At 48.9% G+C, this 26,161-nt stretch carries 29 protein-coding genes; 7 read left to right on the forward strand and 22 right to left on the reverse strand.

All coding sequences use genetic code 11. The features are described from left to right. Window positions 1-275: hypothetical protein (locus tag Q0117_RS06525; RefSeq protein WP_297923896.1), on the forward strand; the 275-nt coding region annotated here is incomplete at its 5' end. A gap of 410 nt (window positions 276-685) precedes the next feature. Here the strand turns inward: Q0117_RS06525 and Q0117_RS06530 are convergent. The 3 genes from Q0117_RS06530 to Q0117_RS06540 all read right to left on the reverse strand — a co-directional run bounded on the left by Q0117_RS06530 (window position 686) and on the right by Q0117_RS06540 (window position 3,810). After that, a complete protein-coding gene (locus Q0117_RS06530) occupies window positions 686-1,150 on the reverse strand; it encodes a tetratricopeptide repeat protein (protein WP_297923898.1) in 465 nt (154 codons plus the stop codon). A gap of 376 nt (window positions 1,151-1,526) precedes the next feature. Continuing rightward, window positions 1,527-1,742: a KCU-star family selenoprotein gene (gene kcuS / locus Q0117_RS06535; protein WP_297923900.1), complete on the reverse strand. Its 216-nt coding sequence runs from the start codon at window positions 1,740-1,742 to the stop codon at window positions 1,527-1,529. Then, window positions 1,729-3,810 carry a carbon starvation CstA family protein gene (locus tag Q0117_RS06540; protein WP_297923902.1) on the reverse strand — a complete coding sequence of 694 codons (2,082 nt, stop codon included), beginning with the start codon at window positions 3,808-3,810 and terminating at the stop codon, window positions 1,729-1,731. The genes kcuS and Q0117_RS06540 overlap by 14 nt, the downstream gene beginning before the upstream one ends. A gap of 557 nt (window positions 3,811-4,367) precedes the next feature. Between Q0117_RS06540 and Q0117_RS06545 the strand changes: the two genes are divergently transcribed. Genes Q0117_RS06545 through Q0117_RS06565 form a run of 5 tightly spaced genes read left to right on the forward strand, consistent with a single transcriptional unit; the run spans window position 4,368 to window position 8,600 of the window. Next, window positions 4,368-5,336, forward strand: a complete 969-nt coding sequence (locus tag Q0117_RS06545) for an iron ABC transporter permease (protein ID WP_297923905.1) — start codon at window positions 4,368-4,370, stop codon at window positions 5,334-5,336. Further along, entirely contained in the window at window positions 5,333-6,106 is a 774-nt protein-coding gene (locus Q0117_RS06550; protein WP_297923907.1) for an ABC transporter ATP-binding protein, read from the forward strand. Before Q0117_RS06545 ends, Q0117_RS06550 begins: the two co-directional genes overlap by 4 nt. After that, window positions 6,103-6,885 (forward strand): ABC transporter substrate-binding protein, encoded by a 783-nt coding sequence (locus tag Q0117_RS06555; RefSeq protein ID WP_297923909.1) that lies wholly within the window; start codon window positions 6,103-6,105, stop codon window positions 6,883-6,885. Before Q0117_RS06550 ends, Q0117_RS06555 begins: the two co-directional genes overlap by 4 nt. After that, window positions 6,886-8,100: a radical SAM protein gene (locus Q0117_RS06560; RefSeq protein ID WP_297923935.1), complete on the forward strand. Its 1,215-nt coding sequence runs from the start codon at window positions 6,886-6,888 to the stop codon at window positions 8,098-8,100. It abuts the gene before it with no gap. Then, entirely contained in the window at window positions 8,097-8,600 is a 504-nt protein-coding gene (locus tag Q0117_RS06565; RefSeq protein ID WP_297923937.1) for a flavodoxin family protein, read from the forward strand. Before Q0117_RS06560 ends, Q0117_RS06565 begins: the two co-directional genes overlap by 4 nt. A 238-nt stretch (window positions 8,601-8,838) precedes the next feature. On the opposite strand, the gene Q0117_RS06570 is transcribed toward Q0117_RS06565, so the two are convergent. Beyond that, window positions 8,839-9,009: a hypothetical protein gene (locus Q0117_RS06570; RefSeq protein ID WP_297923939.1), complete on the reverse strand. Its 171-nt coding sequence runs from the start codon at window positions 9,007-9,009 to the stop codon at window positions 8,839-8,841. Between the two features lie 272 nt (window positions 9,010-9,281). On the opposite strand from Q0117_RS06570, the gene Q0117_RS06575 reads away from it, so the two are divergent. Beyond that, window positions 9,282-9,968, forward strand: coding sequence for a hypothetical protein (locus tag Q0117_RS06575; protein ID WP_297923941.1), 687 nt, complete (start codon window positions 9,282-9,284; stop codon window positions 9,966-9,968). A 443-nt stretch (window positions 9,969-10,411) separates the two neighbouring features. Here Q0117_RS06575 and Q0117_RS06580 read toward each other — a convergent pair whose 3' ends face one another. The 18 genes from Q0117_RS06580 to Q0117_RS06665 form a co-directional block, all read right to left on the reverse strand. Further along, a complete protein-coding gene (locus Q0117_RS06580; RefSeq protein ID WP_297880494.1) occupies window positions 10,412-10,651 on the reverse strand; it encodes a DUF333 domain-containing protein in 240 nt (79 codons plus the stop codon). Window positions 10,652-11,067: 416 nt separating this feature from the next. Further along, the gene (gene serC / locus Q0117_RS06585) at window positions 11,068-12,144 is read right to left on the reverse strand and encodes a 3-phosphoserine/phosphohydroxythreonine transaminase (protein WP_297923943.1); all 1,077 of its coding nucleotides are present in this window, start codon (window positions 12,142-12,144) and stop codon (window positions 11,068-11,070) included. A gap of 10 nt (window positions 12,145-12,154) precedes the next feature. Then, entirely contained in the window at window positions 12,155-13,321 is a 1,167-nt protein-coding gene (gene xseA, locus Q0117_RS06590; RefSeq protein WP_297923945.1) for an exodeoxyribonuclease VII large subunit, read from the reverse strand. Continuing rightward, on the reverse strand, window positions 13,314-14,042 hold the full coding sequence (gene ubiE / locus Q0117_RS06595; RefSeq protein WP_297923947.1) for a bifunctional demethylmenaquinone methyltransferase/2-methoxy-6-polyprenyl-1,4-benzoquinol methylase UbiE: 729 nt from the start codon (window positions 14,040-14,042) through the stop codon (window positions 13,314-13,316). The genes xseA and ubiE overlap by 8 nt, the downstream gene beginning before the upstream one ends. Window positions 14,043-14,051: 9 nt before the next feature. Further along, window positions 14,052-15,470, reverse strand: coding sequence for a CHAD domain-containing protein (locus Q0117_RS06600; protein WP_297923949.1), 1,419 nt, complete (start codon window positions 15,468-15,470; stop codon window positions 14,052-14,054). Window positions 15,471-15,518: 48 nt separating this feature from the next. After that, window positions 15,519-15,929: a Fur family transcriptional regulator gene (locus Q0117_RS06605; protein WP_005869540.1), complete on the reverse strand. Its 411-nt coding sequence runs from the start codon at window positions 15,927-15,929 to the stop codon at window positions 15,519-15,521. Window positions 15,930-15,994: 65 nt separating this feature from the next. Continuing rightward, a complete protein-coding gene (gene dxs, locus Q0117_RS06610) occupies window positions 15,995-17,827 on the reverse strand; it encodes a 1-deoxy-D-xylulose-5-phosphate synthase (RefSeq protein ID WP_297923951.1) in 1,833 nt (610 codons plus the stop codon). Continuing rightward, entirely contained in the window at window positions 17,817-18,926 is a 1,110-nt protein-coding gene (hisC, locus tag Q0117_RS06615) for a histidinol-phosphate transaminase (protein WP_297923952.1), read from the reverse strand. Before hisC ends, dxs begins: the two co-directional genes overlap by 11 nt. Continuing rightward, on the reverse strand, window positions 18,926-20,002 hold the full coding sequence (gene pheA / locus Q0117_RS06620) for a prephenate dehydratase (RefSeq protein WP_297923954.1): 1,077 nt from the start codon (window positions 20,000-20,002) through the stop codon (window positions 18,926-18,928). The genes hisC and pheA overlap by 1 nt, the downstream gene beginning before the upstream one ends. Then, window positions 19,986-20,426: a hypothetical protein gene (locus tag Q0117_RS06625; protein ID WP_297923956.1), complete on the reverse strand. Its 441-nt coding sequence runs from the start codon at window positions 20,424-20,426 to the stop codon at window positions 19,986-19,988. Before Q0117_RS06625 ends, pheA begins: the two co-directional genes overlap by 17 nt. Further along, a complete protein-coding gene (lysA, locus tag Q0117_RS06630) occupies window positions 20,423-21,736 on the reverse strand; it encodes a diaminopimelate decarboxylase (RefSeq protein ID WP_297923958.1) in 1,314 nt (437 codons plus the stop codon). Before lysA ends, Q0117_RS06625 begins: the two co-directional genes overlap by 4 nt. A gap of 45 nt (window positions 21,737-21,781) precedes the next feature. Then, window positions 21,782-22,828 carry an LptF/LptG family permease gene (locus tag Q0117_RS06635; RefSeq protein ID WP_297923960.1) on the reverse strand — a complete coding sequence of 349 codons (1,047 nt, stop codon included), beginning with the start codon at window positions 22,826-22,828 and terminating at the stop codon, window positions 21,782-21,784. Beyond that, window positions 22,825-23,382, reverse strand: coding sequence for an aminoacyl-tRNA hydrolase (pth, locus tag Q0117_RS06640; RefSeq protein ID WP_297923961.1), 558 nt, complete (start codon window positions 23,380-23,382; stop codon window positions 22,825-22,827). Before pth ends, Q0117_RS06635 begins: the two co-directional genes overlap by 4 nt. Window positions 23,383-23,390: 8 nt before the next feature. Continuing rightward, the gene (locus Q0117_RS06645) at window positions 23,391-23,927 is read right to left on the reverse strand and encodes a 50S ribosomal protein L25/general stress protein Ctc (RefSeq protein WP_177388523.1); all 537 of its coding nucleotides are present in this window, start codon (window positions 23,925-23,927) and stop codon (window positions 23,391-23,393) included. Between the two features lie 146 nt (window positions 23,928-24,073). Continuing rightward, on the reverse strand, window positions 24,074-24,394 hold the full coding sequence (locus Q0117_RS06650) for a hypothetical protein (RefSeq protein ID WP_297923963.1): 321 nt from the start codon (window positions 24,392-24,394) through the stop codon (window positions 24,074-24,076). Continuing rightward, window positions 24,379-24,630, reverse strand: coding sequence for a PD-(D/E)XK nuclease family protein (locus Q0117_RS06655; RefSeq protein ID WP_297923965.1), 252 nt, complete (start codon window positions 24,628-24,630; stop codon window positions 24,379-24,381). The genes Q0117_RS06650 and Q0117_RS06655 overlap by 16 nt, the downstream gene beginning before the upstream one ends. Before the next feature lie 112 nt (window positions 24,631-24,742). Continuing rightward, the gene (locus tag Q0117_RS06660) at window positions 24,743-25,279 is read right to left on the reverse strand and encodes a hypothetical protein (protein ID WP_297923967.1); all 537 of its coding nucleotides are present in this window, start codon (window positions 25,277-25,279) and stop codon (window positions 24,743-24,745) included. A gap of 1 nt (window position 25,280) precedes the next feature. After that, entirely contained in the window at window positions 25,281-25,862 is a 582-nt protein-coding gene (locus Q0117_RS06665) for a hypothetical protein (protein ID WP_297923969.1), read from the reverse strand. Window positions 25,863-26,161: the final 299 nt, after the last annotated feature.

Consider the following 26,161-nt stretch of genomic DNA (forward strand, 5'->3'; position numbering starts at 1 on the left):
AGTGTGATTTTAATACCCTTAAAGATGGAAGCAACTCCTATAAAAATTGCGTGAACGCTAAAACGGTCGTAGAGGAAAAGAGTATGGCGTATTCGGTCAAGTATTATATGGAACACTTGGACGAAGCCAAGGCTATTATAGAAAAATATAAAGAGAAAGTTCCAGCCGATGAAAATAGTGTCGAAGCTGTTAATTTAAGACATGCCCACGACGCTGTTTTCTTGAGCAGATCTAAGAATCGTCTGGTAATACCAGATGCTCCACGTTCGAATTAAAGAATATCAAAAATAGCCAGGAAGTAATTTTAATATTAAACCCTCCTCCTTTCTTATGTTCTTAATGTATTCTAAATTTACTCTGCGTTTTCGGTGCAGGGTAAATTTACCCTGCGCTCGCCGAATTTTGCCGCATAAATCTCGCCCACGAAATGACATGGCGCGAAATTCTACTTTATGGATTTTGGAATTTCAAATTTTAAAGTCTGCGAGCTTTTGGCTAGCGCAGAAAAGACTTGCGGGCTGCGCGGCGCCTTAAAATTTAATCATTTTAAAATTTACGCCGCGTGGCTAGTCTAAATTTCACTCGGCGGCGGTTTGTGCGGCGTGCTAAATTTAACCTCGCTCGCGCCTCTTATCCGCACCCTATTCTAAATTTAAAATTTCAAATTTTCGGCGCGCATTTAAATTTAATATCCTAGCTCGCTTAGCCGTTTGTAGTCATCGCAGCCGAGCTGATCCCCTAAATTGCACGCTTTGCGAAAATACTCCTTCGCGAGCTTTGCATCTCTGCCTACGCCTCTGTAACCATCATACATATTACCGACGTTACGGCAGCCCCTACTCATGCCCGAATCGCATACTTTCGTAAATAATTCAATCGCTTTTTTATAATCCGCGTCTACCAAACATAAACTACCCAGAACAAGACATCCTAGATTATCCCCCAAATCACACGCTTTGGAATATAGCTCGTTTGCTTTTTTATAATCTTGCTTTACACCCTCCTCACCCCGCTCATACAAGGCCCCGAGATTAATGCAGCTTTCCGTGTTATTTTGCTCGCATTCGCTTTGTAGCTTTTGGATAACGACATTCACCTCAGTAGCAAGCAGGGTTGCCGCACTTAAGAAAATCCAAATCGCTTTTTTCATGATCTGATCCTTATTGAAAATTTCGCTATTTTATGAAATACAGGCTTAAATTTAAAGTAATTTACCAAAACGGTAATACAAATAGCTGCAAGGGCGACAAATAATCGTAATTAAACAATAAGGCGGCGGTGAAATTTCGCAACCTTATGCGTCAAATTTCGCAGTGTGATGTGCTAAATTTCACGATCTCACATGCCGCTAGTCAAATTTTCTCGGAGGCGGTTTGCGCGGCGTGCTAAATTTAACCTCGTTCGCACACTTTATCCGCGCCCTAGTATAAATTAAAATTTCAAATCCGCGGCGAAATTCCGTGATATGACGGCAAAGCGTCGCGGGTCGGCGATTTGTACGGCGCGACCGCGCCCTTTCGCCGCTATCAGCACTTGACGTTTTTTGCCTTGCTATCTTGCATCGCGCGGAAAAATTCCGCCTTGCTTAGCGGGACTTCGTCAGGATGGGCGCTTCTGAAATGGCGCAGGTAGCCCTCGTAATCGCCGAGCCCGATGAGCGGCGCAAGTGCGGCATCCGCGCGCGCCAAAAACCTCGCCACGGCCTTCGGGACTGCGAGCGGATTAAATTTAAACTTTTTCATAAACGCCCCTATCTACGTACTCGCTTTCTGCTAGCTTGAAATATCCCTCGCTCGCGCCGCCCTTTGAAATTTTAAGGCACATTCGGATCGTTTGAGCGATGACGATGATCGTAACGACGACGAAAAGAGCACATAGCACGGCGTCGATGACGTTATTTCTGATGATAGCCTGCGCCTTTTCGATCGCCGCAGGATCGCTTAGGCTAGCGAGCTTGGCGGCGGTGTTTTGCGCGATAGCCACGTGGCTTACAGCGTCGTGCACGCGCTCGCCGTTAGCCGGCATCAACTTCAAGATCGCCGCATAAAGCGTGGTTATAAGCACCCAGATCGCAGGAGCGATCGTAACGAAGGTGTATTTTTGCTTGCCCATTTTAAAAAGCACCACCGTCGCAAGCAGCAGCGCGATACCCGCGAGCATCTGATTGGACGCGCCGAAAAGCGGCCACAGCGTGTAAATTCCGCCCATAGGATCGGTAACGCCGCTGTAGAGCAGATAGCCCCAGCCCGCCACGCAGATCACCGTCGCGATGATGCCGCAGAGGAAATTTTTGGTATCGGAAAAGGGCTTATAGACGTTGCCTAAAATTTCTTGCACCATAAAGCGACCGGTGCGCGTGCCCGCATCGACCGCGGTCAGAATAAACAGCGCCTCAAACAAAATTGCGAAATGGTACCAAAACGCCATCAACTCCTTGCCGCCGATGATCTGATGCAGCAGCATCGTTAGCCCCATCGCAAAGGTAGGAGCGCCGCCCGTGCGGCTCATCATCGTGGTTTCGCCGACGTTTGAAGCCAAGGTGCCGATCTGATCGGGCGTGATGCTAAATCCGATAGAGTTTATATACGCCGCGGCGCTTACCGCGTCTTTGCCAAGTACCGCAGCGGGCGAGTTGATAGCGAAGTATTCGCCCGGGCTTAGGATGCACGCAGCCACAAGCGCCATTACGCCCACGAGGCTTTCCATAAGCATCGAGCCGTAGCCGATGAAAAGAGCGTGGGTTTCGCGCTCAAGCATCTTCGGCGTCGTGCCGCTGGAGATCAGCGCGTGAAAGCCCGAAATCGCGCCGCATGCGATCGTGATAAACAAAAATGGAAATATCGGACCTGCAAAAACGGGACCCGTGCCGTCGATAAATTTCGTCGTAGCGGGCATTTTAAGCTCGGGTGCGACAAAGATTATCGCGACCGCCATGCCGATGATGACGCCAAGCTTAAGGAAGGTGCTTAGATAATCGCGCGGCGCGAGCAGCAGCCACACTGGCAAAATCGCCGCTACAAAGCCGTAGCCGATCGTAAGGAGCGCGAGCGTCTCGCCCTTTAGCGAAAAGACGTCGTGCCAGTACGGATCGATCGCCACGTAATGCCCGCCCCAAAGCGAAAGCATCAGCAAAACAAAGCCGATGATCGATGCCTCGCTGACCTTGCCCGGGCGCAAGAACCTCATATAAACTCCCATAAACAGGGCGATCGGTATCGTCATCGCGATCGTAAAAAGCCCCCACGGAGAGTTCGCGAGCGCCTTTACGACAACCATCGCCAAGATCGCCACGATGATCAGCATGATGAAAAAAATTCCGATCATCGCGATGCCGCCAGTAAGCTTGCCCATCTCATCTTTGATCATCTCGCCGAGGCTCTTGCCTCCGCGGCGCGTGGAGAGCACGAGCACGATGAAATCATGCACCGCGCCTGCGAGCACGACGCCTACCAAAAGCCAGATCATGCCGGGCAGATAGCCCATTTGCGCGGCTACTACCGGGCCTACGAGTGGTCCGGCGCCTGCGATAGCGGCGAAATGGTGGCCGAAAAGGACGTATTTGTTCGTAGGAACGTAATCACGCCCGTCGTTTCGGATAACCGCAGGAGTTGCACGGCGATCGTCCAGCTCAAAGACGCGATACGCGATAAAGCGCCCGTAGAAGGTGTATCCGATCAGATAGATGCACGCGCTGGCCACTACAAGCCAGACGGCGCTGATGCTCTCGCCTTTATTTAGTGCAAGTACGCCGAAACACCACGCCCCTATGACGGCAACCGCCGCCCAAAGGATCTTTTGCCAAAATTTCATGCTCACTCCTTAAAGCTTAGCGAGCGGCTTTGGCGCAATTCGTCGTTTAACAAAACGGCTTGCGGCTTTAAAGCTGGGCTCGTTAAATAAAATTTAGTGCGTATTTTATCGGCGTTTTTATAATTTAAAGCTGAATCGCGAAATTAAAAAGAGCTCTTTCGGCGTTTAAATTTAACGCCTAAATTTTGAATGTCAAATTTAAATAGGCGGCTTGGAGACGCGCGAAATTTTAACATTTAATCGACCTAAATTTAACTCCTCAGCTCTTAGCCGTTATAGAATTTATCGCGGTTTAAGAAATCAAGCGATAAAATCCCATGATAACGATTTTAATTTCTTAATAAAAATCGCGAATACTTTTAGGAGGAAATTTATGCCGAATCAGGTGTGCGGCTACGTACTTTTTCGCGCTGATATCAAAAGCTATGTAAGCTGCAAAAATAATTGCGCCAGCCGCGAGAATTTCATAAATTCCGCATGCATAAATTCCCGACGCCGCTTAAATTTTAAAATATCCGCCGCGACGAAATCTGCGCGTATAGTTCGCCTGGTGGGCTATGAGCTTTAAATTTTATCTCTTTCTAATCGTAGCTTTTATATTGCTTGCTTTAGTAGCCGTAAGTAGCGGTGGGGCGAGCATTTCACTGGGCGACATCGTAAAATTTTTCACCTTCGGCGAGATAGACGAGACCAAGGAACTGATTCTAACGCAAATGCGCCTGCCGCGCCTCGTGCTTGGAATTTTAATAGGCGCGCTGTTGGCAACTTCGGGGGTGGTTGTGCAAAGTGTGTTTTTAAACCCGCTTGCGGACCCCTACATCATCGGCATCGCTTCGGCAGCGACCTTCGGCGCGGTCATAGCCTACCTACTGGGGCTTAGCGACGTTTTTTACGGAATTTTCGCGTTTTTGGCCGCCAGCGGGCTTTCACTCGTGATCTTTAAGCTCGCAGCCCATACCCGCTCAATCTCTACTCTGCTGATCGTAGGCATCGCCGTATCGTCCTTTTTGGGCGCATTTACATCCTTTGCGGTCTATCTAATCGGAGAGGATAGTTTTAGGATTACGGCGTGGATGATGGGCTATCTAGGCGGCGCAAACTGGCAAAAGATCGCGCTTTTGCTGCCGCCGCTGCTGTTTTGCATGGCGTATTTTTACGCAAAGCGCCACGAGCTAAATATCATCTTAAACGGCGACGAGGAGGCGAAGTCGCTCGGACTCAACGTCGAGAAGTCCAAAAAAAGCCTGCTCATCGTCTCCTCGCTCATCATCGGCTTTTCAGTCGCGTTTACGGGGATGATAGGCTTTGTGGGGCTCATCATTCCGCACACGCTTCGCATGGCGCTTCGCACGTCTAGCAACGCCGTGCTGATCCCCGCTAGCGCGCTTACGGGCGGGCTTTTTCTTTTGTTTTGCGACGTCATAGCCAAAAACATCCTCTCACCGGTAGAAATTCCGATCGGCGTGGTGACCTCCTTTTTCGGCGCGCCCTTTTTCCTATACCTCGCGTTTAGGAAGCATGCATGAAAATTTCGGCGCTAAACTTCAGCTACGGCAAGCGGGCGATTTTGCGAGGCATCGAGCTAAATTTAAAACGGGGCAAATTTTACGGGATTTTGGGTCCCAACGGCTGCGGCAAGAGCACATTGCTAAAAAATATCTTGCAAATTTTAAAGCCTGCAAGCGGGATCATCGAAATAAACGGCAAAAGAGCGAGCGAATACGGCCTTAAAGAGCTTGCGGCGCTCATCGGCTTCGTACCGCAAAAAACGGCCCTCGCCGCGCCGCTTAGCGTGAAGGAAATTTTGCTTGCGGGCAGATTTTGCCGATTAAAAAGCGCCTTTAGCGGCTACGATGCGAGCGATCACGCTAAAGTGGAGCAGATGGCAGAGCTTTTGGACGTGAAAAAATTCCTAGATCGCAGCGCGTTTGAGCTAAGCGGCGGGGAGTTTGGGCGGGTGCTGCTTGCCAGAGCGCTCGTTAGCGAGCCTGAAATTTTACTGCTTGACGAGCCCACCGGCGCGCTAGATATGAACTACGCCATCGAGGCGATGAGCATCTGCGAAAGCCTAACGCGCTCTTTAAATTTAACGAGCGTCATCGTGCTGCACGATCTAAATTTAGCCTCGCTTTTTTGCAATGAAATTTTGATGCTAAAAGACGGCGCAGTGAGGTATCGCGGTAGCGCGAGCGAGCTTTTTACGCCGCAGATCATAAAAGAAATTTACGGCTTTGACGCCCTAATAGTAGAAGAAAACGGGGTAAAGTTTATACTACCCAAAAAGGAGAAATTATGAAAAAAATTCTTATAGCTTTGCTTTCGGCGAGTTTTGCGCTCGCCAAAGGCCTGGTAGTGCTCGACCCCGCCGCAGTCGAGATCATCTACGCTTTAGGCGCGCAGGATCAGATCGCTGCGATCGCCACCACTTCGATGAGCAAGATCCGCCCGGAGGCAGAAACCGCAAAACTACCAAGCGTAGGCACCTACGTAAAGCCCAACCTCGAAAAGATCGTCGAGCTTAAGCCCGATCTGGTTATCACGAGCTTTCACTCCGCGGGCGTTAGCGAAAATCTACAAAAGCTGGGACTTAAGAGCCTTGCGATGGATGCAAACTCCACCGCAGACATCTGCCAAAACGTAAAGAAGGTTGCGGCGATCGTAAAAAAAGAGAGCGAGGCGGATAAAATTTGCGCGCGGATGGATGGAATTTTTGCAGATAAACCCGCTCTTCGCGGCAAAAAAGTAGCGCTATTTTTCGGCTCAAACGCCACTATGGCCTTTAACGATAAAACCCTAGTAGGCGATATTTTCGCTCGCCTAGGCGCCAAAAATATCGCAGACGGCCTAAAGGGCAGCACGCCTTCGGTATCCGCAGAATACATCTTGGAGCAAAACCCCGATATTATGATCATCGTAGGCGGCGAGACGGAGGATTTTTTAAAAGCAAATCCGATCCTTAGAAATACCAAAGCGGTAAAATCGGGCAAAATTTTAAAGGCCCCGACGCTCATCTTGCGTGGAAGCCCGCAGATCGGCGAGACGGTGGATGAAATTTACGCGGAGGCAACGAAATAGATGTTTAAAGAACGCATTAAATCCCACCACCGCTCCAAACTTTTCGAGAGCGTTTCTGCGAGCGAAAACGAGCTATTCGACGCGCTAGAGCAGCCCGCCAAAGACAGCGACTGCGTGATCTATCTGCATGTGCCCTTTTGCGACAACATCTGCTCGTTTTGTTCAATGATGCGCTCCAAACTCGGCGACGAGCTGGACGAATACGCTAAATTTTTAATCCGCCAGATCAAAGACTACGGCGAGATGCCCTACTTCGATACCAAAAACGTTAAAAGTATCTACTTCGGCGGCGGCACGCCGAGTGTATTTAGCGAAGCGCACTTTGAAAAGGTTCTGGACGCGCTGCATAAAAATTTTAAGATCGCGGACGACTGCGAGATCAGCATAGAAACCACGCTGCATAATCTAGATACGCAAAAAGCGCTCGCTCTACAAAGCTTCGGCGTAAATCGCTTTAGCATCGGCGTGCAGACCTTCAGCAGACAGGGGCGCGCGCTTTTAAACCGCGTGCATAAGCCCGCTCGCGCAATCGAGCGGCTAAAAGATCTTAGAGAAAAATTTGACGGCATGCTCTGCTGCGACATCATCTACAACTTCCCGAACGAAAGCGTAGAGGAGGCGATCGCAGATGCTAATTACGTAAATGAGCTAGGTCTAGATAGCGCTAGCTTTTACTCGCTGATGTTTTTCGAAGGCTCGGAGTTATCCAAAAAGATCGACACCTCCTACTACAATCTGCCGACCGATAAAAAGCTGCACCATGCCTTTGCAGAGGCGCTACTGCAAAGCGGGAATTTCGAGGTTTTGGAGCTTACCAAACTTGCTCGAAAAGGGCGCGACAACTACGGCTACATCAAGCTAAGCCACAAGGGTACGGATATCCTGCCTATCGGCAACGGCGCGGGCGGACACGTAGCGGGCTTCGGAATTTACGGCGTGTCGGGGCACAAGATGATCTCGCGAATCGATGAGCGCGAGGCAAAATATAGCGTGCTAAACAATCTGTTCCAATACCCGATCGTAAGCTTAAACGAGCTAAAAGAGGCTCTGAGTGCGAGCATTTACGACGAAGCGGTGCAAAAGCTCAAAGAATTTGAGAGCTGGGGGCTTTTGGAGCTAAAAGATCAAAGATCGATCTTAAACTTGAACGGAATTTTTTGGGGCAACAACATCAACGAAGAGATAGCAAACATCATTAGAAAGGACTTTGTATGAAAAAAATCGTGCTTTACACCTCGCAAACGGGTAACACGAAAAAGGTGGGCGACGCGATCGCCGAGCAACTGGGCTGCGAGAGTCTAAATTTCCGCGACTTTGAAGGCGAGGTCGATGACTACGATTTCATAGCCTTGGGCTTTTACGTCGATAAGGGCGAGGCTGAAGCGAAATTTATGCGCTTTTTACGCAAGATTCACGGCAAGAAGCTTGGCGTTTTTATGACTCTGGGCGCGGAGCCGGACGGCGAGCACTCGCGCAAGTGCCTGGATACCTTTGAAGAGGGGCTTAAAGCAAACGGCAACGAGATTATAAGGGAGTTTGCCTGCCAGGGCGCGATCGATACGAATCTACTTGAAATGATGCGCAAAATGGCGGCTAGCGGTAACTCGCCCCACCCTATTACCCCCGAGCGACTTGCGCGCTGGGCAGAGGCTGCGAAACACCCCGACGAGAAGGATCTGGCGGACGCAAAAGCAGCATTTGCGGGGATAGAATAAAATTTAATCGTGTAGCGTCGCCTAAATACTGCGCGACGCGAACAAAATCAAATCATTGCCCGTCGTCCCCTCTCGCGATTTACACGATTTAAAAATTTTATCTTTGCTAAATTTGAACGACGAATTTCATTCTTACAAGCAAATTTGCCGCCGCAGGCGTAGGTCTTGCTCTAGAATTTAAACGATAAAATTTCATTTCACGCGCAACGGATCAAACAATGCCGCCGACCTTGCGTCGCTAATGCGCGCTCTGAGCGGCGAAAAGCCCGTTTTTGTAAGCGACTGCGAGTGCTGCGAGTGCTGCCGTCATCCAATACACCGCCCGCCATTTTGCGACGGCCTGAGCGCGAAAAATCCGCTTCTGCGAGCAAGTGAGCAAGTAGCCCGCGAGCGCTGCGGTCGCGATCATCGGCTACCCCTGTCGTCACGCGCCGTAGGTCTCGCCGTTAGGCGCCGCTCTCCCGCCGCGCGATACCCATCCACCGCTACTAACCGCCCGCACGACAACCCGTCGCCGCTCATCGCCCCGCCGCTTTGTCGCGGTACCGAGCCCAAACCGAACCGCTAAATTTTAAATTCTACAAAAGTCTCATCGCGCGTAAATTTTAATTCGGCAAATACGCAAAATTTAGGTAAAATTCCACGCAAACGCTTTGACGATTAAAATTTAAAGGGGCGAAAATGACGAATTTTGAGTACGCGCGCGGCATTGACGAGGCTGTGGGGCTAGATTTAAGCTTAGATTGCGAAGAGATCGATCTGCAGGATAAGCTTTACGGGCTTTTTCAGTGCTTTATGCCTGACGGTGCGGGCGTGAGAGCGGTGTTTGCGCCGCTGCAAAACGGCGCTGAGCTGCAAGCGCGCATAATGCCGATCTACGCAGTCACGGCGCAGCAAACGCGAGAGGCGTTCGATCAGGGCGTGGCGCCCGGGTATTTTTGCCCGCCGCAGGATCCAAAATTTGACGACGAAGCGCTTAAGAGCTTAGCTTTAGCGTACGTTCGAAATTTAAAAATTTTTGCCGAATTTCTAGGCAAGAGTGAGCTTTTAAAGATGCTTGAGCAGATAAAATCCGCTCGCGTGCAGGAAGGTTTTGATTTTGCGCATAACAAAGATGAGCTTGCGGACGCCGTCTATGAGGCGATCACGGAGTGGATGATAGACGCGCCTAAGCTCGATGCGAAGCTATGGGTGCTCGGCGAGGCGTACTATTCGATCAACTGTGACTACCTGCTATCGGCGTACTTGCAGTATCCAAACTACGCGCAAAAGCCGCAGGAGGACTTTTTGAAGCCCTACTTCGAGCTGTATCTAGCGGGACGGCAGATCACGTTTGAGCGCGGCGAGGTCGTGGTTTTCACTCGCTAAATTTACGCAGGCAAGGAAGCGAATGGCGCCCACGAGCGGCTAAAATCTGAGCCTTTTAAAAAAAGGAAGTGAGCTACGCCCACGAACGGCTAAAATTTAAGTTCAGCAAGTATGGGCACAAATGCTTATCGCATATCCAAAAAACCTGCGTCGTAATCAAGCAATCTAGCAGGTTGTCTACGTTGCGTCAAATCGCTTAAAATATTTCTGCTTTGCGTAGCCGCCGCTTTCAGCACCTTGCTAGAGCAAAATCTCCACACATCGTTGATATTTGGATAATTGAATTTTTTCCATCACTCTGCTGCCCTCACTTTGTATGAGATACCCAAATAATTTACTTGCGCTAATGCTTGCTAGTTAGAATTAATCTAAATTTTAAAGAGGAATTTTGACGCAGAATTTTATGGAATTTCGCTGCTGCAAATTTCGCAAGCGATAAAATTCTATCGATTTACGCTCTTAAATTTACTCAAATCGCCGCCTGTTTTATAAAATTCTTCAGCGTCGATCATAGTGCCGTCAGGCAGCTTACAAACGGTGTAATCCACGCCGTTGCCGTCTTTGCGGACGATCAGCTCGCCGCCATTTTTGATACAAAAATCCCCAGCAGCGCTAGCCTCTGCGCTCACCGAAGCGAAAGCGCCCGCCACAAGCGCTACTGCAAAAAATCTCTTAAAACTCATTTAAATCCTTTCGTTTAATTTTGCCTGTTTTTAGGGTTAAGTTTAAATTTAGGCGCTAGATACGCTAAACCTGCGCCTACATAAATAAACCGCCTTCCATCCTCGAACACCGATAATAGCGTTTTAGATATTAAATCCTACCTATAAATCCCATCAGCGCCAAGTCCCGCTCGCCGCTGCAAAATCGAAGCCATCAGACTTCATCCAATGCAAAATTTTAACATCATAAAATTTTGTCTTCAATAAAATTCTAGCGGCAAAATCCAAGCCGAATCAAAGCTATTTCTGCCGTAAAATACCGGCTATAAAAGCGAGGACTATGGCAAATACTAGCTCAGCGACAAGGTAAGCGCGGATCCTAAACAATCTCGTCTATAAGCGCGAGCCGCGTTCAAACCCTCTAAATTTAACCGCCGCTAGCCGTTTTTGCGCGCAAACTCGCTCATAAAAGTGACTAGTTTTTCAACGTCCTCGTAGTTTATCGCGTTGTAGATCGAGGCGCGGATGCCGCCTAAGACGCGGTGTCCTTTAAGTCCGATCATCCCCTCTGCCTCTGCCTGCGCGACAAAAACGGGCTCAAGCGCGGCGTCTGCGATATTAAAGCTCACGTTCATCAGGCTACGGCTGTCCTTTTGCGCGTGGCCGCGGTAGAAGCCGCCGCTGGCATCAATCGCGCCGTAGAGTAGCGCCGCTTTGCGCTTGTTGCGCTCATGCATCGCCGCGAGCCCGCCGATCTCGTCCTTGATCCAGCCGAGCATTAAATTTAGCATGTAAATTCCGAAGGTATTTGGGGTGTTGCTCATAGAGTCCGCGTCCGCCTGCGTCTTGTAGCGCAGGATCATGGGCGTTTTTGGGTTTGCGCGGTCCAGCAGATCCTTGCGGATCGCTACCATCGTAACGCCCGCGGGGCCGCCGTTTTTCTGAATACCGCCGTAAAACATCCCCACGCTGCTAAGATCCACGGGGCGCGAAAACAGATCGCTCGAGCTATCTACTACGAGCGGACAGCCGCACTGCGGCAGCTGCGGATACTGCGTGCCGTAGATCGTGTTGTTCGAGCAGATGTAGCCGTAGTCCGCGCCGTCAGAGAATTTAACCTCCGGGATGCGGTCGAATTTGCTCTCCTCGCTGCTTGCGACCACGCGGTAGTTTATGCCGAGCACGCCCGCTTCCTTGATCGCTTTGCTTGTCCAGTTACCCGTGTTGGCGTATTCTGCGACGCCGCCTGCGTATAGGTTCATCGGCACCTGCGCGAACTGAAGGCTCGCACCGCCTTGCAAAAACAAAATCGTAAAATCATCCGAAAAGCCGTAGAGATCGCGTACGCGGTCCATCGCACTATGCAAAACTTCCTCGAAAATTTTTGTGCGGTGCGAGATCTCCATTATCGAAAATCCGCGCCCTGCGTAGTTTAGCAACTCCTCTTGCGCCTGCTTTAGCACGCCCAGCGGGATGGTGCTAGGTCCTGCGCTAAAATTTAAAACCCTATCCATTTTGCCTCCTTTAGATGATTTTTGCATTTTTGCTGAGCTGCTGTGAGCAAAGGACGAACTCGTCGCCCGCGGCAAGCTCGCCTAGAGCTACCGTTTTGCCGCCCTTTTGGATTTGAACGAGGTCCTTTGTGATCTCAAAAAATTTCGCCTTTTGCGCCAAAAGTTCGTCCTTGGCGCTTAGCGCGTGCTCTGCGGCGCTTAGCTTGGAAGTCACGAAGCTTTTAAATTTAAGCTCTAAATTTGAAAGCCCCGCAATCGAGCCTGAAATTTTTGGCTCGATAGATTTTGATCTAAGCTCTAAAGCTGCGAGGCTCAGCGCGTTTTGTGCGGATGAAATTTTATCTTTTATCAGCCTATCAAAGGCGTCGCTTACGCCGTCTAAGCTCTGAAAGATCGCGCAAATATCGGGCAGCAGATCGATCATCGCGGCGGTGGGCGTGAGGCTTCGGTGATCGGCTACGAAATCGCTGATACTAAAATCGATCTCGTGTCCGACCGCCGAGATGACGGGCGTTTTGGCTGCGTAGATCGCGCGCGCCAAGACCTCGTCGTTGAAGCACCACAGATCCTCGCGCGAACCGCCGCCGCGAGCGATGACGATCGCATCGTAGCCCTTCGCGTCAGCTGCACGCAGCGCGCTTATGATCGAAGCAGGAGCGCCTTCGCCTTGCACTAGTGCGTTATACATATCGATCTTGCAAAGCGCGAAGCGGTCCTGCGCCGTGCGAAGCATATCCGCTTGCGCTGCGGAGCCCGCGCTCGTGATGATCGCGATGCTTTGGGCAAATTTCGGAAGCTGTTTTTTGTGCGCGGCATCAAAAAGCCCCTCTTTGCTAAGCCTTTCTTTTAGCGCGGCAAACGCCGCTTCCAGCTCGCCCTCGCCGCTTTTACGGATGTTTGAGGCCTGGATCTGATACGCGCCCGTGGGGGCGTATAGCGAGACCTTGCCGCTTACGATGAGCTTATCGCCGACGGCTGGGATGAAATTTATCCGCGCGGCGCTAAATTTAAACATCGCGCAATCGATCGCTGCGCTTGCGTCTTTGATCGTAAAATACCAGTGCCCGCTCGTGCTTTGAATTCTAAACTTAGATATCTCGCCCTCGACCTCAACGAAGCTAAAGCTCGTCTCTAAAAGCGCCTTGGCTTGGGCATTTAGCTCGCTTACGCTAAGCATCGTCGCTCTTTTGCGCGATTTTCTCCGCGATGAAAAGCGTGCTGACGTCGAAGCTGAAGCCCTTTTGTACGCGCAGCTCAAAGCCCGCGTTTTTGAGCTTTTCGCTAAAACTCGCGGCGTCTAGGAAGCTGCCGATGGAGCTTGGCAGATACTCGTAGGCTTCTTTGTTTTTCGAGATGAAGGCGCCGATTTTGGGTAAAATTTTGCTCACGTAAAAATCTCTGATTTTAAACGCGAGCCCGCCGCTTGCGGCTTTGGTAAATTCCAAAACCACGAGCGAGCCGCCCGGTTTTATGATCCGATTAAACTCCGCAAGCGCTGCGTCCAGCTCCACGACGTTTCTTATGCCGTAGCTGATGCTTAAAATATCCATGCTAGCATCATCTAGCGTCGTAGCGCCCGCGGTTGCTTTGATAAACTCGCAGCTAGGGAATTTTTGCCTCGCTACCTCAAGCATCCCCTCGCTCGGATCGATCCCCACGATCCGCTCGATCTGCACGCCGTACTGCGCCGCGCCGTCGCGCCACGAGCTTATCATATCGCCCGTGCCGCACGCGACGTCGGCGATACTCACGAGCCTTCCTTTAAGCTTTTCAAGCGTCAGCTCAACCGCTTTTTTGCGCCACGAAACGTCCACGCCGAAGCTGATGGCGCGGTTTGCCAGATCGTAGGTAGGCGCGATCTCATCGAACATCTTTATGATTTTTTCCTGTTTTTGCACGGGCTTTCCTTATTCGTATGCTTTGATTTTGCGCAGCGATTTTTTTAGAGCGCGCAAAAGAGCCTCTTTTTCATTTAAAATTTTTTCTTCCAGCTCGGCGCGGCGGTCGTTTAAGCGGGCATCCAGAGCCAGCATATACGCAAACGCGACGCCGCTTTTATCGCTTGCTTTTTGATAGATCGCGATAAAATTTTGCCACACGCTGATATCTTGCAGCGCGCCGAAATCCTCGCAGGCGGCCTTGGTGCGTTTAAACAGCTCCCTGACGCAGCCTTCATCAAAGCTTCTTGCAAAAATTTCAAGCGCGTATCGCAGCCTCTTTAGTCCTATGCGCGCGTCGTGAAATGCCTGTAGAGATGAGCCTTGCTTTAAATTTTTTAGCTCTGCGCGCAAGCTTTTAATCAGCTTGCAAAGGCGGGCGGAGGCGAACTTTTTTGAAATTTTTTCATATTCGCTGCGCGCGTAGATGCCGTCCGCGCCGCTTAGAAAGCCGCTAATAGCGCCGCTTAAATTCGTAAATTCCGCGCTAGAAAGAAATTCCAAAATTTTATCCTCCGAGCGCTTCGCGATAAGATTTAGCTGCTGCAAAAAGCTCGCAGGCGCGTCGTCGGCTTTTAAAAACTCCGCAAAAACGTGAAGGTCTCGCAGCTGATTGGTGCGACTCATAAATTCTGCGAGGAGTTTTAAAATTTCATCCTTTTTTTCAGCTTCGAAAAGTGGCGCGGATAGCTTCAAAATGGCTCTAAATTTACGTATCTGCACGCGTAGCTCGTGAAGCGCTTCGGGGGCTAGGTTTTTTTGATACTCGCTTTTTGCGGCACATGCCCTCGTCCATGCCAGCTCAAGCGCCAAACGCGCTAGCTTAACGCTGTCCGCATAGGGCGGAGCGAAAAATTTAACTCGGCTAAATTTTTTAAAAACGTTGCGGGCGTGCGCGAAATCAAGCGAGCGCGGCGGTACGCCGTAGCGCGCCAGATAGCGGCTTTTGTAGCGGTAATCGTCGGTGATCTCGCAAAAATCGGTGCTACCGAAGATTTTTGCAAAATCAAAATTTGCGCTTGCCGCCTCGTTTTGAAATTTCGCTCGTAAAATCGCGAGCGTGCTTAGCTCGCCGCCGTAAAGCTCTAGCCAAAACTCCGCTTCGTCACTGGCAAAGCCGTAGCGGTTCTTTTGCACGACGCGGGCGATCCTGCTTTTTAAAGCCTCTTTGAAATCATCTTTTGAAATTTTAAAATTTAAAGTTTGTCTGTCGAGGTCCTCTTTTTTATGGTGCAAAGAGCATTCGTCATTTTGGCGGATGTAGTAAATTTCGGGATAGAACGAAGTATAAAACCAAGCGATCTTTACCTTGCGACATTTCAGCCCCGCACGCTCTAGCGTCCGCAGAATCGAATCGTCGCTCAATAAAAATTTACGCTTAGTTTGCATACCCGCTCCAAAAATAAAGTGGGTAATAATAGCAGAAAATTCTTTAAACTATCTACACTTTTCGCAGTCTTCGACCGTAGCGGTGATATTTAGCTTGCGGATGAAATTGCCAGCTTTGCGCTCGATGTTTTTCAAAACGTCCTTATTAAAGGCATCATCCATGAAAAGATCCGTGACATTGCCGCATTTTTCGCATACGACGTGGATGTGCGGCATCTGATAAATGTCGTAGCGGCTCTTTTTATTCGGCGCATTGACCTCGACTACGACCCCTTCGTCGAGCAGGGTATTTAAATTTTTATAAACCGTCGCTAGCGAAATAGATGGATAGTCCTCCTTGATCCCCTCGTATAGGTCATCTATACTTGGATGTTCGTGGCGATCTAGCACCTTTAGGATGCACAATCTTTGAGGAGTTGCTTTCAAACCGCAAGTTTTGAGTAGTTCTACGTGGCTCATTTTTGTCCTTCAAAAAATTTTAAAGTGATATTATCAAATTTTACTTTAAACAAAGTTGATATTAACTAATACTTTTTATCACTTAATATTCGCTCGGTTAGAGTTTGGATATCCAAGCCCAAGCTACGCTCCACGTCGGCGGTCTTGCCGTGCGGTAAAAAGATATCGGCAAACTCGAAGCTCACGATCTTTACGTCCGAAATTTCATTTTCTTGCAAAAATGCGCTTAAAATTTCACCTACGCCGCCTTTTTTAGCATTGTCGCTAAAGACGTACCAAATTTTATCTTTGCGAGCCAAGCTTCGCAAAAACTCGCCGTCCAAAGGCTTTGCAAAGACTAGATCCACTACGTCCGCCTCCATCTGTCCCTCCAGCGCCGCAGCCGTTTTATACGCTCTACCCGCTCCGTTTCCATAGCCGATGAACGCTACGCGCGCGCTATCACTGCGCTTTAAAAACACCGATTTTGCAAACTCTACTGCAGACGCGCCAGTCTCATCGCAGTCCAAGATAAAGCTTCCGCGCGGATAGCGGATCGCCAAAACCCCCTCGTGCGCGTAGGAGTACTCGATGATCCGTTTGAAGCTCGCCTCGTCCCGCGGCGCGCACATGCTGACGTTCGGAATCGCATTTAAGAAGCTCACGTCAAAGACCCCCTCGTGCGTCTCGCCGTCCTCGCCCACGATGCCCGCGCGATCCATGGCAAGGACTAAGCTTAGATTCATAATCGCCGCGTCATGGACGATCTGATCGAACGCGCGCTGCATAAAGGTCGAATATATCGTAACGTACGGCTTAAAACCTTCGCGCGCCATCGCAGCCATCGAGCTTAGCGCGTGAGGTTCGGCGATCGCGACGTCCCAGAAGCGGTGGGGAAATTTCTCGATCAGCTTATCCATACCCGTGCCGCTTGGCATCGCAGCGGTCACGCCCACGACGTTTTCATGCTTAGCGGCCAAATTTAAAAGCGCTTCGGCATAAATTTGCGTGGCACTTTTGGCGGCGGATTTTTTCTTAAATTCTCCGCTTTGAATATCGAAAGGCCCTACGCCGTGCCAGCTCTCCAAATAGCCCTCGGCCTTGTCGTAGCCTTTGCCTTTGATCGTCTGAGCGTGCACGACGACGGGCTTACGCGCGCTTTTTGCCGTCTTTAGCGCCGATATTAGATCCTCTAGATTATGCCCGTCCACGGGACCGATGTAATCAAGCCCAAGCTCCTCAAAATACATCCCAGGGATGATGAGCTTTAAGGAATTTTCAAAGCGCTTTGCCATATATGTCGCGCTTTGCGGAGCGTGGGAGAGCAGCTCTCTTACGTGGGATTTAAATTTTTGATAGGTCTCGCCCGCCATCGCTTGGCTTAGGTATTTGCTAAAGGCGCCGATCGGCTTGCTGATACTCATTTTGTTGTCGTTTAGGATGATGATGCAGGGCAGGCGCAGATCGCCGAGCTCGTTCATCGCCTCATAGGTCATACCGCCGCTCATAGATCCGTCGCCGATGAGCACCACCGGCACGCGATTTTCGCGCTTTAGGCTTATCGCTTTTGCCGCGCCCACGGCTAAAGAGATCGAGGTTGAGGCGTGTCCTGCGACGAAGTAATCAAATTTACTCTCGCTAGGCTTCGTGTAGCCGCTGATACCGCCGAACTGCCTAAGCGAGCCGAACTCCTCCCAGCGGTCCGTCAAAAGCTTGTGCGCGTAGCTTTGATGGCTCACGTCGAAGATAAACGGATCGCTCGCGGCGTCGAATACGTAGTGCATCGCCACGATGAGCTCGACGGCGCCCATGTTTGAGCTTAGATGACCGCCGTTTTTACTCACGACTTCGATGATGCGCGCTCTGATCTGTGCACAGAGCTCCCGCAGCTCCTCTAGGCTTTTATTTTTAATATCCACTTAAAATTTCTCCCAGAGCGCCCAAGACGCGATCGTTTTGCCCCTGCGAGCCGATCGTGATACGTACGGCGTTTAGCCCGTAGCTTTTTAAATTTCGAATTATGATGCCGCGGCGCAGAAGCCTATCGCAAAGCTCGCTGCTATCTATTGGCGGGCTAAGTTTAAACGTGATGAAATTTGCATAGCTAGGGCTAAATTCTAAATTTCGCTCGCTCGCAAAATCCTCGAAGCGGCTCATCTGCGCGGCGTTGTTTTGCAAGCTCTTTTGCACAAAAGCCTCGTCTTTTAGCGCCGCAACCGCCGCTGCAAGGCTAAGCGTCGTGATGTTAAAGGGCGGGCGCAGCTTATAAAGTGCGCTTATGATCGCGTGCGGCGCGATGCCGTAGCCTACGCGCATACCGCCTAGGCCGTAAACCTTCGAGAAGGTGCCTAGATAGAGCACGTTTTTAAAATTTTGAATTAAAAATTTTGGATCGAGCTTTTTGCGTTCATCTTTAAACGCCGCAAATTCGTTGTACGCAGCATCTATCACCAAAAGCGTGTTCTCATCCACGCTACGAGCGAACTCATACACCGCCTCCGCATCCAAGCATTCGCCCAGCGGATTGTTCGGCACGCACAAAAAGATGACCGAAATTTCATCTCTGTGCGCGTTATAAATTTTTAAAAGCTCAGCCAGATCGTGCTCCTGCGCGCTAGTTTTGTAAACTTTAGCCTCGCAATGGCTTGCGTAGATGCCGTACATCGCAAAGGTAACGCCCGCCTGCAGTATCGCGCGGCGCGAATTGAGCTTGGCATGCAGCGCAAACTCGATGATCTGATCGCTGCCCGCGCCGATGATGATATTTTGCGGCTCTACGCCGAATTTTAAGGCGAGCGCGCCCTTTAGCTCATACATCGAATCATCGGGGTAAAGATGCGCGCGTGCCGCGTTTTGCGTGATTGCCTCCTGCACCGCCTCGCTCGTACCGAAGGGATTTTCGTTGCTGGCAAGCTTTAGCACGTCCTGCTTGCGGATACCAAACTCCCGCACCACAAGCTCGATCGGCTTGCCCGCTTCGTAATTGCTTAGATTTTCTACAAATTCGTTAAATTTCATCACTCCCCTCCGTTTATATAGCTTCCCAGCCAGGTGACTTCGTGGCCGTTTTTCTGCGCATTTTGCAGCACGCGCGCCACGCGTTCGTCATCCACATGCCCCTCAAAATCGATGTAAAAGACGCTTTTAAAATCCCTAAGCTTGACCGGGCGGCTTTCTAATTTGGTTAAATTTATCCCCTCGTTGCGAAACATCTGCAAAAAGTCCACGAGCCCGCCCGGGCGGTCGTCGGTTTTGGCTAGGATGCTCGTTTTGTTGCGGTCGCTCTTTTGGTTTTTAAAGTCGCTCAGCACGAAAAAGCGCGTGCGATTGGCAGAGTTGTCCTCGATCTTTTGAAACATCATCGGCACTCCGTAAAGATCGGCGGCGATCTTGGAGCAGATCGCGGCGGAGTGCGGCGTGGCAGCTGCCATCTGCGCCGCAAGCGCAGTCGATTTGGTCGCGGTAAATTTAACGCCGCTAAGGCCGTGATCGTCTAAAAATTTAAGGCACTGATTGTATCCTTGCGGATGCGAGAATATCTGATCTACCGTGCTTACGTCGTCGCAGTGGCTCGCAAAGCAGTGGTGGATATCCATATAAATTTCGGCGACGATCTTAACGCCCTCGTATTTTCGCAAGCAATCAAGCGTCGCTCCCACCGCGCCTTCGGTGTTATTTTCGATCGGCACGACGCCGTATTTGGCCTCGCCGCTATCAAGCTCCTTAAAAACGGCTTCGATATTTGAGAGCGGTAGATAGGAGCTTACCGCGCCGAAGCGGCTTTTGGCGGCTTGGTGCGAATAGGTGCCGAAAGGCCCTAAAAACGCGACGATCTGCGGCTTTTCTAAATTTCGCGAAACCGAGAAAATTTCAAAAAATATCGCCTCGATCGCCTCTTTGCTTAAATTTCGCGCCTTTCCGCCGCCCAGCCTGCTGATGATCGAGCGCTCGCGCTCCGGGCGGTAGATTGCGCTGCCCGCGGTCTGCTTCAGCTCGCCGATCTTTTTGACAAACCCCATGCGCTCGTCGATAAGGCGCAAAATTTCATCATCCAGCCTGTCGATACAAACGCGCAGATCATCGATATTTTGCATCACAACCCTCCTTTTGCTCGCCCCTAAATTTCGGCGCGAATTTTAGAAATTTCACGCTGCCTCTTTTGTCGCACGCTTTGAAATTTTGACCTCGCGAACTTAAAATTTCATCGCTTAGGACAGCTGCGCCGTAGCTTCCGCGCACTAAGAAGACGCGATAAAATTCGTCGCAGCGGGATCTGAAATTTAAAGAGGCGCGGTTAAAATTTAAAGCTGGGCTTCGTTCTGGCGTAAAATTTAGAGGCGCATTTTGTTCGGATTTGAAATTTAAAGCGGCGGCGCGTTCAGACTCGGAATTTAAAGCGACGGTGCGTTTAAATTTTAAGACCGTGCTTGCTGCTGCGTTAAAATTTAAAGCCGCTACGCGCTCGGGTTTGAAATTTAAAATTGCGCCATGTTTTAAGCGTCTTGCCGCGCTGATCATACGAGATCCTTTTCGAGCGCGATTAGCTCATCAAAGCTTTCGCGCTTTCTGATCAGGCGGTCCTGCCCGTCGTAAACCGCGACCTCGGCGGCGCGGCAGCGGGTGTTGTAGTTGCTCGACATCGAAAATCCGTAGGCGCCGGCGCTTTTGATCGCGAGCAAATCGCCGCTTTGCAGGCTAGGCAGGCTCGCCCCTTTGGCCAAAAAATCGCCGCTTTCGCAGATCGGCCCCACGACGTCGCAGAGGCTCGCTGCGGCTAAATTTGCGCCGCTCAAATTTTTTTGATCTGCACACGAACCGTTTATTTGATCCGAGCCTCTGCCGCCTAAATTTACTTCGCTCGCATCGGGCTCGTTTAAATTTATACCCTCCGAAGCGCCAACGATCTCGATGGCGTGGTGCGCGCCGTAGAGACTCGGGCGTATGAGATCGTTCATCGCGCCGTCAACGATGACGAAGCGCTTGCCGCAGTTTTGTTTTTCATAAAGCACGCGAGTAAGGAAGACGCCCGCTGCTCCCGTGATGAAGCGCCCCGGCTCGCACACGATCGTGACATCTAGACCGCTTAGGCTCTTTAAAATCCCTTGCGCGTAGTCGTAGAGCACGATCTGTTTTTCATCCTCGTAGCGGATGCCGATGCCGCCGCCCACGTCGAAAAATTTTATATCGATCTCAAGGGCTCGCAGTTCGCGCAGCAGATCGCTTACGATCTTTGCGGCGTCGCAGATCGGAGAAATGTCTGTAAGCTGGCTGCCGATGTGAAAGTGGATACCGACGGGATTTAAAAATTTGCTCTTTTTGGCGTAGATATACATCTTGCGCGCGGTCTCGATGCTGACGCCGAATTTATTCTCATTTAGCCCCGTAGAGATGTAGGGGTGGGTCTTAGCATCAACGTTCGGATTTACGCGGATGCTGATGCGAGCGGGCTTATTTAGATTTTGCGCGATTTGCTCGAGGCGCAGCATCTCGGCCTCGCTTTCTAAATTTATTAGCAAGATGTCCGACTTTAGCGCAAACTCGAGCTCGCCATCTTGCTTACCGACGCCTGAAAATATGATCTTATAGCTCTTTGCGCCGATATACAGAGCGCGGCGCAGCTCACCTATGCTGACGCAGTCAAAGCCGCTGCCCAGATCCGATAGAAATTTTAAAATGCTTAAATTAGAGCTTGCCTTAATCGCGAAGCAAACGAGCGACTTGCGCGCTACGAAGGCCTCTTTAAGCGCTATGAAATTCTTTTGTATCTCGTTAAAATCGTAAACGTATAAAGGGGTGCCGTATTTGCGGGCTAAGCTTGAATAATCCATAGAATTTCCACCGATAAATTTTGCGCCATTCTAACAAATCAAGGCTTAACGATGCTTAAAAACTAAAAATGCCGCGAAGCCTAATAACGCTGTTATGGGCACGATAATGCCAAGTTCTGGGATGATGACGCCGTTGAGAGAAAACCTAATCAACACGAAAAGCACGCCCCAAGCGCATAGCGTAGCGATAAAAAATCCAAAGCTTAGTAGCGCGAGATTAAAAAATCGCCCCGTAACGGGCAGGTAATAATACAGAACCAATACCGCCAAAGGCGCAAATAACGGAAAAAATATCATATTATAAAGGCTTGCTTTTATAGTGGAGATATTCACGCCTTGATGCGAAAAGGTACGGATCGAACGCAAAGCATCCTTGATCGAATATACATTACTCGTATCATAAACGCTTGCAATTGAGCTTGGATCAAAGCCCTTAAGCGCCTCGCTCTGCGCGCTAAGCTTACTTTTTAATCCACTTCCTCCAAGTTTAAGCTGCGCTGGTAAAGTAGTGGTATTTACGTCGCGCAGATGCCAAATTTTGCCTGCGTATTCGCCAGAGCTTGCATGCGAGCGCGAAGCAACGGAGTTATCCCCTATATCAAAGATCGTTATATCATTTGCGTTTTTGCCGTTTAGAGCTTTGATGTAGATATATTTACCCTCAAATTTCAAAAACATATCTCCCCCCGTAGGCGATAAATCGGTTAAATTCTTTTGAAATTTTAGCGCGTATGCGAACGGGGTGGAATTTAAAGCTATAAAGCTCGCAGTAATTGCAAGTGCAATCAAAAATGGAGGGATTATCAGAGCGTTTTTACTAACCCCAAGCGCATAAAAGCTCACCAGCTCGTTGCTACGGATCATATTAAAGCCCATCAAAATAAGCGCAAAAATAAGACTTAGCGGTAGCGTGTAGCTAAGCGCGACCGCTGCGGTTAGAGCAATATACAAAAGAGCAGTATTCGCGCTTGAGGGAAAATCTTTGAGATTGGTAAGCACATCAATGCCTACGTAAAAGCACTCAAGAGCTATTAGCAGGATAAAAAAATACTTCAGATAGGAAAGAGCCGCGTATTTTACGTATAACTTCACACCCTAGCCTTTTTAATCGTAAATTTTTGCGCGATCTGCTCTATATCCGAGCAAATGAGCTCCTCTACTGCGCGCGCGACGTAGGGTAAAATCTCGCTCAGCTTCTCGCGCTCGCTTTCGTTAAAATTTCCGAGTACGAAATTTGCCGCGTCCTGCCCCTGCTGTTTTTTGCCCACGCCGATACGCACGCGCTCGTAATCCGCGCCGATTAGCGCGTCGATCGATTTGATCCCGTTGTGCCCGCCGCTACTGCCGCCTTTTTTAAATTTAACGGCGCCCAGATCCAAATCTATATCGTCGTGCACTACGATGATGCGCTCGGGCTTGTAAAAATCATTCACGGCCTTCACGGAGTTGCCGCTTAAGTTCATAAAAGTTTGGGGTTTTAAAAGAAGCAGCGAGCCCTTTTTAAAAAGCTCGCCTTGGAATTTAGACGCACCAAGCTCACTAAAGCCGCCCGTCTTTAAAATTTCGTCGATTAGCATAAAACCGACGTTGTGTCTGGTGTCTGCGTATTTCTGAGCAGGATTCCCAAGTCCTGCGATCAGTATCATAGGCGCCCCTATTTAGCCGAAGTAACTCCGACTACCGCTACCGAGCCGTCTAGAATGATGCTGACGCCCTCTTTTACCGGAATGTCGCGGATCAAAAGCGAATCGCCTACGTCAAGATCGCTCACATCGAGCGTAAAATCGTTTGGTAGATCTTTGCCTGCGCATTTTACGGCGATACGGCGCTTGGATTGCACCAAAATACCTTTGTTTTTTAGCCCTTTAGCGACGCCAGTTACCTTAACCGGCACTAAATATTTGCTTACGACGTCATCCTGAACTACTCGCAAATCTACGTGAGTTAGGGTATTTGTAACGGGGTGCTTTTGGTATTCTTGCACTATGACGCGATATGTCTTACCGCCCACGCTAACCTCGAAAGGAAGATCTTCTTTTGCGCGCATAGCTTTGATAAAGTCGTTTACTTTAAACGCTGCGTTAATATTTTCAAATCCTTTCGCATAAATATTAGCGATTAGATAACCATCTCGTTTTAGGGATTTTGAGGCCCTTTTACCGATACTATCTCTAACGATACCTTCTAACATTAGGTTTCCTTTGTGAAAAAATGAAGCGTGATAATAGCTAAATGTTGCTTTAAATCTATTTAAGAAATATGGGACTTTATGCAGATCGATCAATAGTGGAATTTATTTATGCATGTTAGGATGTCTTTTGTGCACTGCAATATAAATTACGACGATAAGCCTCTATGCCGCAAAATTATCATAATCAGCCGCTCCCCCATGATTTCATAAAAATCCTTTTTGTATTCGCTCGCATGCTTTCGCAACGCGTCTTTGAATTCGTCGTAGAATTTTAAGCCGCATTCGCAAGCTTCAAAAAATCTCAAAAGCGCGCTGTATCTTATGACCGAATAGCGTCCATACTCATCAAATTTCGCTAACTCTTTATCTGCATAGCTATAATCAGGTAGAAGCAAAAAGCACTTTGCTCTGCCGCCTGAATCCTGCTGATCGGCAATCTTTGAGTATTTATCTAGCTGAGAGCGCACAGCATCGCTTGTAAATCGTGTCTTATCCCGTTGATACCGGATTTGATCTTATTTTCGATGACGATTGCGTGGTTTTGATCTTTTATGAAAATATCTATATTTTTGTATTCTCTTAAAATTTGCGCGTCCTCGCTTATGTTTAGCCGTAAAATTTCGCTCGCAAATTTTAAAAATAGCTGCGCATCGTTTCGCAAATAATAGACTATCCAATTTGAAAAGCTTAACTCATCGTCCATCTTGCCGATTATCTCTAAGATATTTTGCTCTTTAGCTTTGAAATTTAAAATTTCATTTAGCCCGATCCGCTTCGTAGTATCGTTCTCTTGCCAAAGCTCGGGCGCGAAAATTTTATCCAGCGCGCTTTCGCCCTGGACATATTGCTTTAAAGATTGCGAGGAAAAATTTAAATGGCACTAAAAAATGCGTTTCGTCTATCAGTTTCTCATCATCAACGATGTAAAATTTAAATCTTGGTTTTTTAAAATTCGACGTCTCAAATGTTATATACGCCGCATTGGGGCTATCGTTTTCGCTTTCAAATAGCTCGTTTAGAGGCACACCGCCGTAAGCGATATTTTGTGCTTCAATCATTTCGGATTGTCTTTTAAGCTCCTCTTTAGCGCCACGCTTTCTGCCGCTAACAAAAAGTTCATCGCCCAAAAGAAGCTTTAACTCGCTAGCGCAAGCTAAAATTTCAAAACAATGTTTCGAGATAGCACGCACTAAAAGGACTTTGTGTGCATCCTTCGCATCCTCGTTTATCGTGCCGTAAGGATTTACGTAGATGTAGTGCCTGCCGTTGTCTGCCTTAAAAAGATTGATGATTTCGTGCCCCAAGCTCTCGTTCAAATAGCCGCCCGAAAACATTCGATTTATAATTATCATCTCAGAATAAATTCCTATCTATATTTTTAGCGCTAAATTTACGCACGCATTCTCGTATGGCGTTGCGTACTTCGTCGCGCTTTTGTTTATCGTAAAAATATAATCCCGTCGAGCCGAAGTTTCCTAAGACGTAGAGATAATATCTTGTTTGGATGTCATTAATGCGCCGCCCCAATCTAGCTGTTTTAGCATTTTTGGAACTCATCCTAAAAAATTTAGTCACCGCTAGGAAAATTTTAAAAATATTTGCGCTTTTTACCTCTTTTTTCTCTAAGCGCATATCCTCGATTTGATCTGCCGTGACGGTTCTGCTGCGCATTAAATTCCAATACGGCGCGCAGAGCAAAACGGCTACAATGCTATTTTCAACGTCGCTTCTAAGGAAGGTGATTTTGCCCGTTTGCATATTGATCAGGTATCTTTTGTTTTTGTTGTAGATCAAAATGCTTTGAAACGGCAAAAGCACTAAAATCACGGCACCCACGCCTAATGGTAACAGCAAAATTCCAATGAGCAAAGTCCATTTAAAATTTTTAAAAACGATCTCTAGCGCGGTATGGACGTCGATTATTTCATATTTCATAAACTTCTCTTGCGATGAAATTTTAAAATTTTATTCATTTGGTTGTTTGCACGATTTAAAATTTATTAAAGCGCCGAGAGTTTCGGCTCGCAGCGCTTTAAATTTTAATCTTGCACCCAATTTCGGCGCGAGATCACTACTTTTTACGACGCTTTTTATCTCCGGCTCTTTGAGCGGGAGTTCTATAACTTCCTGCTCTTCCTCTTTTATCGCCGTTTTTTCCTACTCTATTTTTTGGTGTCGCCATCTCCTGCTCCTTATAAAAGATATGTGTAATTATACCCCCCCCCCCCCCCCCC

Origin of the sequence: uncultured Campylobacter sp. (genome assembly GCF_937997535.1) — a bacterium.
GTDB lineage: Bacteria > Campylobacterota > Campylobacteria > Campylobacterales > Campylobacteraceae > Campylobacter_B.